Source organism: Mesorhizobium sp. M7A.F.Ca.US.006.01.1.1, assembly GCF_003997935.1.
Lineage (GTDB): Bacteria > Pseudomonadota > Alphaproteobacteria > Rhizobiales > Rhizobiaceae > Mesorhizobium.
In genome coordinates this window covers 1-9,321 of sequence record NZ_RZQL01000261.1, presented here as the reverse complement: position 1 = coordinate 9,321, position 9,321 = coordinate 1, and the positions used below count along the sequence as shown (strand labels likewise).

9 protein-coding genes are annotated in these 9,321 nt (G+C 63.2%); 4 read left to right on the top strand and 5 right to left on the bottom strand.

Going from position 1 to position 9,321, the window contains the following annotated elements; genetic code table 11:
- On the bottom strand, positions 1-681 hold a 681-nt coding region (locus EN943_RS31055), incomplete at its 3' end, for an NAD(P)/FAD-dependent oxidoreductase (RefSeq protein ID WP_164778466.1).
- Between the two features lie 351 nt (positions 682-1,032).
- Between EN943_RS31055 and EN943_RS31050 the strand changes: the two genes are divergently transcribed.
- The gene (locus EN943_RS31050) at positions 1,033-2,070 is read left to right on the top strand and encodes a phosphatidylglycerol lysyltransferase domain-containing protein (protein ID WP_127415881.1); all 1,038 of its coding nucleotides are present in this window, start codon (positions 1,033-1,035) and stop codon (positions 2,068-2,070) included.
- Positions 2,071-2,147: 77 nt separating this feature from the next.
- On the opposite strand, the gene EN943_RS31045 is transcribed toward EN943_RS31050, so the two are convergent.
- The 3 genes from EN943_RS31045 to EN943_RS31035 form a co-directional block, all read right to left on the bottom strand.
- The gene (locus EN943_RS31045) at positions 2,148-2,909 is read right to left on the bottom strand and encodes an ABC transporter permease (RefSeq protein ID WP_127261248.1); all 762 of its coding nucleotides are present in this window, start codon (positions 2,907-2,909) and stop codon (positions 2,148-2,150) included.
- The gene (locus EN943_RS31040) at positions 2,906-3,832 is read right to left on the bottom strand and encodes an ABC transporter ATP-binding protein (protein ID WP_127415880.1); all 927 of its coding nucleotides are present in this window, start codon (positions 3,830-3,832) and stop codon (positions 2,906-2,908) included. Before EN943_RS31040 ends, EN943_RS31045 begins: the two co-directional genes overlap by 4 nt.
- 176 nt (positions 3,833-4,008) lie before the next feature.
- Complete coding sequence (locus tag EN943_RS31035) at positions 4,009-4,977, bottom strand: zinc-binding alcohol dehydrogenase family protein (RefSeq protein ID WP_127415879.1); 969 nt, start codon at positions 4,975-4,977, stop codon at positions 4,009-4,011.
- Between the two features lie 59 nt (positions 4,978-5,036).
- On the opposite strand from EN943_RS31035, the gene EN943_RS31030 reads away from it, so the two are divergent.
- The 3 genes from EN943_RS31030 (at position 5,037) to EN943_RS31020 (ending at position 8,027) form a co-directional block, all read left to right on the top strand.
- Positions 5,037-5,525 (top strand): MarR family winged helix-turn-helix transcriptional regulator, encoded by a 489-nt coding sequence (locus tag EN943_RS31030; RefSeq protein WP_127415878.1) that lies wholly within the window; start codon positions 5,037-5,039, stop codon positions 5,523-5,525.
- Positions 5,526-5,651: 126 nt separating this feature from the next.
- Positions 5,652-7,013: a cytochrome ubiquinol oxidase subunit I gene (locus tag EN943_RS31025; protein ID WP_127415877.1), complete on the top strand. Its 1,362-nt coding sequence runs from the start codon at positions 5,652-5,654 to the stop codon at positions 7,011-7,013.
- Positions 7,014-7,022: 9 nt separating this feature from the next.
- Entirely contained in the window at positions 7,023-8,027 is a 1,005-nt protein-coding gene (locus tag EN943_RS31020) for a cytochrome d ubiquinol oxidase subunit II (RefSeq protein ID WP_127415876.1), read from the top strand.
- Positions 8,028-8,081: 54 nt separating this feature from the next.
- Here the strand turns inward: EN943_RS31020 and EN943_RS31015 are convergent.
- The coding region (locus tag EN943_RS31015) for a LuxR C-terminal-related transcriptional regulator (RefSeq protein WP_245476043.1) at positions 8,082-9,321 on the bottom strand (1,240 nt) is incomplete at its 5' end.

Here is a 9,321-nt window from a genome sequence, read left to right as displayed (position 1 = left end):
CGGCGAAAGCCGGTGCACGGCGATCTTGCCGATACGCTTGGGCAGCAGGGCGGGACCGCTGCGGGCCGACAACCAGATGGCGGCCGTGTCTATGCCGGCCAGATGATTGAGCGCATCGAAGCCCGAATTGCCGGCGCCGACGACCAGCACTTTCTGGCCCGCATAGGCCTGTGCGTCACCGAAATCCGCCGAATGGATGATGCGCCCGACGAAATCCTTCATGCCTTTCCATTCGGGAATGAACGGCTGCCTGTCGCGGCCGGTGGCGACGACGACATTGCGGGCCAGCCGCAGGCCAGCGCTGGTCCGTAGCGCCCAGTGATCGCCCTTGAAGGCAATCTCTTCGACAGCGACGCCAAACTGCACCGGCAGCCGGTTTTCCTCCCTGAAATCATTCATGTGGCGGATGACGACCGTCCGGTGCGGAAAGGCGGGGGTGCCGGGGGGATAGGGGAGACCAGGCAGCGAAGAAAGATCGCGGTGGGTGTTGAGATGCAATTGCTGGTGCCGCCGGTGCCATGGCTCAGCCAACCGGCTTTCCTTTTCCAGGATCGCCGTCGGCACGCCGGCGTTCATCAAAGCGTGCGCGACGGCCAGCCCAGCAGCACCGGCGCCGATGACGATTGCCGGCTCGACCGTGGTCGGCAGATCCGCAACCGATCTGATTGTCGTATCAGTCATTCACTCGAATCCCGTTCGACGTCCCGCCGCAAGGCTCGCAGGACGCTGTAACCGTTTGATCGCGCGCAGGATCCCTGCAGCAAACCGCGGCCAAATTTCGAGCGATGCGATTTAGCGCCACACGCCGGGCCACGGTTGCGCTCTATATGGCATATGCGCGATATCAACGGTAATCAGGTCGCGGCAATGTGATTGATTCGAGGCCTTGGGTGGCTGGCGGGTCTCGATTATCCCCCACGCGCATGCCCGAAATCGACTCCGATTTTCGAGTCATGCGCAGAATCAAAGTGTTACAGCACCTTGGCGCGTCCTGGACGGCCGGCGCTGTAGGCGGCACGCGGAATCTCGACCATGCCCTCCTTGCGGTTCTATTTCGACAAGATCCTTGAGGCCGCCGCGCCCGAGGTCGAGCGGCAGGCGCTGACCCATGTCGAACGGCTGGCGCTGGTGCGCCGCTATGGCGACTTCTCGCTCGCCTATTCCACCGCAGTGCAAGGCAAGCTTTCCTATTTCGGCGACGCCGACGGCTACATCGCCTTCGGCACCAAGATGAAGCACCATTTCGCGCTCGGCGACCCGGTGGCGGCTCCGTCGCGTCGGGCCGATTACATCAGACGCTTCGTCGAGACCGCCGGCAGCCCGTGGTTCGTGCAGGTCGGCGAGGACACCGCACGCGTGCTGGCCGGACTTGGCTACAAGGTCAATCGCCTCGGTATCGACACCCGCCTCGCCCTGCCGGAGCATGATTTTTCCGGCAAGCGCAACGAGACCGTGCGCTACTCCGAGCGCTGGCTGCTGAAGAAGGGCTTTTCGTTCGAAGAGGACAAGCGCACGATCTATCTCGACGAGATCGCCCGGCTTTCGGAAAACTGGCGTGGCGACCGCATCGTCAAGCGCTGGGAGATGAGCTTTCTCAACCGCAACTTTGCCGACCATCTCGGCACCGACATGCGACGTTTCGTGCTGCACGGGCCCGACGGCGAACTGGTCGCTCTGCTCGACTTCGACCCGCTGTGTCGCGACGGCAAGGTCATCGGCTACACGACCGCCTTCAAGCGCAAGCATATCGATGCCTCGCCGCATGCCGAGATCGGCCTGACCAAATTCGCCGTCGACCGTTTTCGCGAAGAGGGCATCTCGGTGGTCACGCTCGGCCTGTCGCCAATGCTCGATATCGGGCCAAGCGGATTTGCCGAAAGCGATTTTTGGCGCAATGCCTTCCAGCGCGCCTACTCTTCGCCCTGGGTCAACCGCCGCAGGTTCAATCTGCAGGGCCAGGCGGCCTTCAAGCGCCGCTTCCACGGCGTCGAGGAGCCGGTCTACATCGCCTTCCGCAAGGGAACGTATGTCGAGATGCTGGGGTTGCTGCGGCTGGTCAAGGCAATCTAGGTCGGCCGATATTCAGGGTGAGGCCGGCCTGACCTGAATCTCAACAGACCTAGCGGCGCTCAGGGTGCTTTCGCGGGTCAGTTCCTTAGCCGATAGCCAGTCCTGAAGATCCAGGCGACGATGGTTATGCAGACCAGCAGGAAAACAACGGTCATACCCAGGCTGACGCCGACCGAGACATCGGACTTGCCGTAAAAGCTCCAGCGAAAGCCGCTGATCAAATAGACGACCGGGTTGAACAGCGTGATCGTGCGCCAGATCTCGGGCAGCATGTTGATCGAATAGAAGCTTCCGCCGAGGAAGGTCAGCGGCGTGATGATCAGCAGCGGGACCAGTTGCAACTGCTCGAAACTCTTCGCCCAAATGCCGATGATGAAGCCGAACAGGCTGAAGGTCACCGCCGTCAGCACCAGGAAGGCGAGCATCCAGAATGGATGCAGGATGGTGAGCGGCACGAACAGCGAGGCGGTGGCCAGGATGATCAGGCCGAGGATGATCGACTTGGTCGCGGCGCCGCCGACATAGGCGATGACGATCTCCAGATAGGAGACCGGCGCCGACAGAAGCTCGTAGATCGAGCCGACGAATTTCGGGAAATAGATGGCAAAGGAGGCGTTGGAGATCGACTGCGTCAACAGCGACAGCATGATCAGACCCGGCACGATGAAGGCGCCGTAGCTGATGCCGTCGATCTCGGTGATGCGCGAGCCGATGGCCGAGCCGAAGACGACGAAATACAGCGACGTCGAGATGACCGGCGAGACGATGCTCTGCAGCACGGTGCGGAAAGCACGCGCCATTTCCATCCGGTAGATCGCCCATACGGCGCGAAGGTTCATGGCTCCCTCCTCACCAGATTGACGAAGATCTCCTCGAGCGAAGAGTTTTGCGTGTCGATATCGCGGAACTGGATGCCGCCGGCCTCGAGGTCGCGCATCAACGAGGCGACGCCGGGCCGCTCGGCCTGGTTGTCATAGGTGTAGGTCAGCTGCCCGCCATCCGGCGACAGGTCCAGCGCATAGCGCGAGAGCGCCTCGGGAATGGCCGTCAGCGGATTGCGCAGTTCCAGCACCAGCCGCTTGCGGCCGAGCTTGCGCATCAGTTCGGCCTTGTTCTCGACCAAGATGATCTCGCCGCGGTTGATGACGCCGACGCGGTCGGCCATCGCCTCGGCTTCCTCGATATAATGCGTGGTGAGGATGATGGTGACGCCATCCTCGCGCAGCCGGCGCACCATCGCCCACATGTCCTGGCGCAGCTCGACGTCGACGCCGGCGGTCGGCTCGTCGAGGAACAGGATGCGCGGCTCATGCGACAGCGCCTTGGCGATCATCAGCCGGCGCTTCATGCCGCCGGAGAGCGTGATCGCCTTGGCGTCCTTCTTGTCCCACAGCGACAGGTCGCGCAGCACCTTCTCGACGAAGGCCGGGTTGGCTGGTTTGCCGAACAGGCCACGGCTGTAATTGACCGTCGCCCAGACGCTCTCGAAGGCGTCGATGGTCAGTTCCTGCGGCACCAGCCCGATCAGGCCGCGCGCGGCGCGATAATCCTTGTTGATGTCGTGGCCATCGACGGTGACGGTGCCCGAGGAGCGGTTGACGATGCCGCAGACGATCGAGATCAGCGTCGTCTTGCCGGCGCCATTGGGCCCAAGCAGCGCGAAGATCTCGCCGCGCTGAATGTCGAGATTGACTTCCTTGAGCGCGGTGAAACCGGTGGCGTAGGTCTTGGAGACCCCGGAAATGGACAGGATTGAAGGCATGGATGAAAACGGCTGCTTGAAAGAGGTCCCCTGATATAGGCCGAATGTCGGTGCATGCAACCGCAAGTCAATGCCCTGCTGACAGTTCTCGACAATCGTTGCCGGCCGGCCATTGCAGGTTCGGAGCCGCTACGATGGACCCCAAAGCTGAGCACGAGTGGAAAGACGGGGCGGGATCAGGCTTGCCGCCTCTCCAGCATGAACACGGTGCGCCTTGTGCTGTCGTCCTTGGTCCATGCCTGTTCGACATCGGCCAACGGCACCGGTGTGGTGGCGATTTGGAGGCCGGCCGGCACGGCGACGCGCAGCAAGTCGCCGGCGCAGGCGATGAAGCGGTCGAGCGGGATGCTGCCAATGCCGCTGCCCATCAAGGCAATCGCCGACGACCGAAGCACGGCGCTCGGCAGATTTATGTCCGAGCCGCTGACGGAGCCTATCTGGACGAAGCGGATCGGTACCGCGTCGGCACCTGCCTTGGCGGCGGCGATCAGCAGGCGCTCGGCGCTGTTGCCCCAGAGGTAATCGATGACGACGTCCACCCCCTCGGCGAACTGTCGCTTGAAGTTTTCCTCCAGAGCCTCCTCGTCCTCGACCAGCGGGATGGTCACATCCGCCCCCAGTGCCGAGACCGCATCGAGTGCAGCGGCGTTGCGACCGGTGGCAATGATTTTCCTTGCCCCGAGATGTCTGGCGATCTGGACGGCGAGACGGCCCGCCGTGCCGGTGGCGCCATTGATCAGCACGGTTTCGCCTGGATTGAGCTTCGCCCGTTCGGTATAGGCCGCCCATGACGACATGCCGGGATTGGCGATTGCCGCGGCGGTGACATCGTCAAGATCGTCAGGCAGCGTCACGCAGTGCGCCGAGGCCACCACCGTCCGCTCCGCCATGCTGCCATGGGGCGCCCTGGGCAAAGCGAAATAGACCCTAGAGCCGTCATCGAGCCGGCCGACACCATCGATGCCGACGACGAAGGGGAAATGGCCCGAAGAGCTGTAGTGCGGACCCGAGGCGCGGCTCTTGACCACGTGGCTGATGGCGGCGGTGCTGACCTCGATGCGGCTCTCGCCTGCTGCCGGCACCGGTTCGGGGAAATCGCCATAGACTGGCGTTTGCCCGGCGCTTGAAACAATCGCGGCCTTCATGATGTTTTTCTTTCTGAGTCCTGCATTACGTGTATAATGCACATATATGGAGTCGCCGCATGCCGTCAACGAATAAAGTGCAAAATACACATATCGCCACCCAGCTCCGGCAGCTGCACGGGTCTGTGCTCGATATCGTTGGCCTGATGAACCGGCCGCAGCGCGATGAAGTTCTGATCAAGGCGGCTGGAATTCCACTCGACCGGGCGTTGTTTCCGCTGCTCGTCGGCATCGAGCGTTTCGGGCCGATCGGTGTCGTTGAAATGGCCGACCGCGTCGGACGCGACTACACCACCGTCAGCCGGCAGGTCGCCAAGCTGGAGAGCCTGGGCCTTGTCCAGCGCCGGCCGAGTGACGCCGACCGGCGCGTGCGCGAGGCCGTCATCAGCCCGAAGGGCAAGGCGATGACCGATCTCGTCGATGCAGCGCGTGAAAAAATCGGACGCGCCATCTTCGAGACATGGGACGCGCAGGAGATCGAGGAACTCGTGCGCCTGATGCGCAAGTTCGCGGACGCACTTGGCGACGTGCCGGAGACCAGCCCGTAGGCCCGGGATGCGCGCATGCAACCGGCAAAATTGTCCTGTGGCGTTCAGCCTCGCGGCAGGACGCCACTTTGACCCAACGGCGCTACAGGCCTATTCTTACCTCATTAGAAGCAGCCGGAGCCCACCATGGACCCGCTCATCCTGTCGCGCATGCAATTCGGCGCGAATATTTCGTTTCATATATTGTTTCCGACGATCACCATTGCGCTGGGTTGGGTGCTGCTGTTCTTCAAGCTGCGCTACAACGCGACCAACGATTCCGCTTGGATGCGCGCCTATTTCACCTGGGTGAAGGTGTTCGCGCTGTCCTTTGCCATGGGCGTGGTTTCGGGCGTCACCATGAGCTTCCAGTTCGGCACCAACTGGCCGGGCTATATGGAAAAGGTCGGCAACATCGCCGGGCCGCTGCTGGCCTACGAGATTCTCACCGCCTTCTTCCTCGAAGCGGCCTTCCTCGGCATCATGCTGTTCGGCTTCCGCCGCGTCTCCAACCGCATCCACACGCTGGCGACAGTGCTGGTCGCTGGCGGCACTACCGTCTCGGCCTTCTGGATCATCGCGCTCAATTCCTGGATGCAGACGCCGGCCGGCTTCGAGATGCGCGACGGCGTGGCGCATGCGGTCGACTGGTGGGCAATCATCTTCAACCCGTCGATGCCCTACAGGCTGACCCACATGCTGCTAGCGTCCGGCCTGACGGTGTCGTTCCTGATATCAGGCCTGTCGGCACTGCGCTATCTCAAGGGCGACCGTTCGGAATCCATGTGGAAGGCGCTGCGCACCGGCGTCTTCACCGCGGCGATCCTGATCCCGATCCAGATCTTTGCCGGCGACCAGCATGGTCTCAACACGCTGGAGCACCAGCCGCAGAAGATCGCCGCCATGGAGGCCAACTGGAACACCGGCCCCAACGTGCCGCTGGTGCTTTTTGCGCTCCCCGACGAGGCGGCCCGCGAAAACAAATTCGAGATCGCCATTCCCGACGGCGCCAGCCTGGTGCTGCGGCACTCGACCAGCGGTGTCGTGCCGGGGCTGAACGATTTTCCCGGCAACCATCCGCCGGTCTTTCCGGTGTTCTGGGGTTTCCGCATCATGGTCGGCACCGGCATCTTGATGCTGCTCGTCTCGTGGTCGGCCGCCTTTTTCCTCAAGCGCCGGCACAGCCTGCCGAAGCCGCTCGCTTTGCTGATGGTACCGATGGCGCTGTCGGGCTGGCTGGCGACGCTGGCCGGCTGGTACACCACCGAAATCGGCCGCCAGCCCTGGCTGGTGACCGGCGTGCTGAAAACCGCCGACGCGGTCGGCCCGGTGGCCGGCAGCCATGTCGCGCTTACGCTCGCCATATATCTCATCCTCTATGTGCTGTTGCTGATCGCCTATCTCGGCGTGCTGGTGCATCTGGCGCTGAAGGCGGCGAAGGACGGCGATTCATCGCCGCTCCCGGGCGTCATGAACGCCGCCATGTCGCAGCCGGCGGCTGGCGAGTAGGAGAAGAAAATGAGCTTCGACTGGCCAACCGCGCTCCCCTTAATCTTCGCCGGCCTGATGGGCCTCGCCATCCTGATCTACGTCATTCTCGATGGTTTCGATCTCGGCATCGGTATCCTGTTCGCGGCAGCCGAAGATGCCGAACAGGATACGATGATCGCGGCAATAGGCCCGTTCTGGGACGCCAACGAAACCTGGCTGGTGCTGGCCGTCGGCCTGCTGCTGGTCGCCTTCCCGCTGGCGCATGGCGTCATCCTGACCGCGCTCTACATTCCGGTGTTCGTGCTTCTGGTCGGGCTGATCCTGCGCGGTGTCGCCTTCGATTTCCGCGCCAAGGTGCCGACCGAGCGCAAGCATCGCTGGAACCGTATCTTCTTCCTTGGTTCGCTCATCGCCTCGCTGGCGCAGGGCTATATGCTGGGTGTCTATGTGCTGGGCCTCGATGTCGGCCTCGGCGGCATGGCGTTCGGCGTGCTGGTGGCGTTCTGCCTTGCGGCCGCCTACGCGGCTATGGGCGCGGCCTGGGTGATCTACAAGACCGAGGGCGATCTGCAGAAGAAGGCGGTGCGCTGGCTGCGCACCGCACTGGTGCTGACGGCGCTCGGCATGGCCGCGGTGTCGCTGGCGACGCCCTTCGCCAGCCCGCGCATCTTCGACAAATGGTTCGTCTGGCCGGAGATGCTTTATCTGTCGCCGCTGCCGATCCTGTCGGCGCTGCTGTTCCTGTGGCTGTGGCGGCAGACCTTCCATCTGCCGAAGCCCGACGACCGCCATTCACTGACGCCGTTCCTGACGCTGGCGGCCATCTTCGCGCTCGGCTTTGCCGGCCTTGCCTGGTCGTTCTACCCGTTCGTGGTGCCGGATCGCCTGACCATCTGGCAGGCAGCCTCGGCACCGGAAAGCCTGGCCATCATCCTGGCCGGCACCGTGGTCGTGCTGCCGGTCATCATCTTCTATTCGTTCTATGCCTACCGGGTGTTCGGCGGCAAGGCGACCGACCTGACCTACGATTGATCCGCTCCACTTTGACGCAAAAGCGCCATGCGCTTTCCCCAGGAAGGGCTGCTTTCAGATCAGCCCGGAATCGCGCGCGGCAGCTGTGGCCTCGCCACGCGAGATGGCATCCAGCTTACCCAGAACCGCGGAGACATGGTGATCGACGGTTTTTGGTGAAATGGTCAGATGCTCTGCGATCCGCTTGTTGGAGAAGCCGCGCTCGATCAGTTGCAGCACTTCCATCTGGCGTTGGGTCAGGCCGGCGCTGTTGGCGCGCGTGGTCTGGCGCGGCCCCCGGGCGATGCGAATGATGCCGTTGCGCCGCATGATTTCGCGCACATGGCTCGCAACCGGCTTGGCTCCAAGGGTCTCGAATATCTCGAGTGCCGCACGCTGCGCGGGCTCATCGCCCTGGGCGAGCGCGAGCGCACGTTCATAAGGTGCGTTGAGATCCGCCCAGACCGCGGCCGCCCCTTGCCAGTCGCCAGCCAGGAGCATTCGGTACGGCGCGGCCATGCCGGCCGTATCCCCCGCGTCGCTACCGGCGGAGAGGATCTGGCGCCAGCTGGCCAGTTCGGCAAACATGGCCCGCGTCGGCGACAGGGTCTCGGCAAGGTCGATCAGCCGCAGCGCCTCGGCGATTTCCGCCTCGCCGAGCCATGCCTGCTCGGCGACGATGGCGGCGTACGGCAACAGCCGCTGCAATTCGGCTCCCCTTTCCAGGAACCGATTCATTTCCGCCAGCAGCGGCTCGGCCGAAGGATCTCCGCGCCGAAGACGCAGTTTCACCAGGGCCACCAAAGCGGGATAGCGGACCAGCGCCGTCGCCTGGTCATTGCTTATGACATCCAGAGCCTCGGCGGCAGCTTCGTTCCAGTATCCCTGACGCAACAACAACTGTGCCCGAACCCCACGCATATAGTCACGCCAAGTCGCCAGATCGTTCTCGACGCAATAGTCTATGCCGCGATCGAGGAAGGATTGAGCCTGGCTGTAGCCCAATTGGTTGATCTCGCCACAGGCGCAATTGGTGAAGGCACGCGCGGCGTGCTCCTGAAAATTCTGCTCCAGCGCGATTTCGAGGCTGCGGGCGAGATGCAGCCGGCTGTTGGCCAGATCCAGCCACTGCTCGGCGGCGCCGACATTGTTGAGCGCGTGACAAACGACATCCTGCCGGTCCAGCTGCTCGGCAAGCTCGATCGCCCTGCCGCCCAGCGACAGGGTCTCGTCGAGCCTTTCGGCCAGCATCGCCAGCTGCGAAAGGTTCGAATAGGCCATGGCAAGCTCGGCACTGGCGGGAACTGCCTCCAGC

Excerpts from the sequence above, each read along its gene's own strand:
- EN943_RS31030 (WP_127415878.1), top strand. The coding sequence starts at position 5,037 with ATGCCGTCAACGAATAAAGTGCAAAATACACATATCGCCACCCAGCTC.
- EN943_RS31020 (WP_127415876.1), top strand. The coding sequence starts at position 7,023 with ATGAGCTTCGACTGGCCAACCGCGCTCCCCTTAATCTTCGCCGGCCTG.
- EN943_RS31035 (WP_127415879.1), bottom strand. The coding sequence starts at position 4,977 with ATGAAGGCCGCGATTGTTTCAAGCGCCGGGCAAACGCCAGTCTATGGC.
- EN943_RS31045 (WP_127261248.1), bottom strand. The coding sequence starts at position 2,909 with ATGAACCTTCGCGCCGTATGGGCGATCTACCGGATGGAAATGGCGCGT.
- EN943_RS31025 (WP_127415877.1), top strand. The coding sequence starts at position 5,652 with ATGGACCCGCTCATCCTGTCGCGCATGCAATTCGGCGCGAATATTTCG.
- EN943_RS31040 (WP_127415880.1), bottom strand. The coding sequence starts at position 3,832 with ATGCCTTCAATCCTGTCCATTTCCGGGGTCTCCAAGACCTACGCCACC.
- EN943_RS31050 (WP_127415881.1), top strand. The coding sequence starts at position 1,033 with ATGCCCTCCTTGCGGTTCTATTTCGACAAGATCCTTGAGGCCGCCGCG.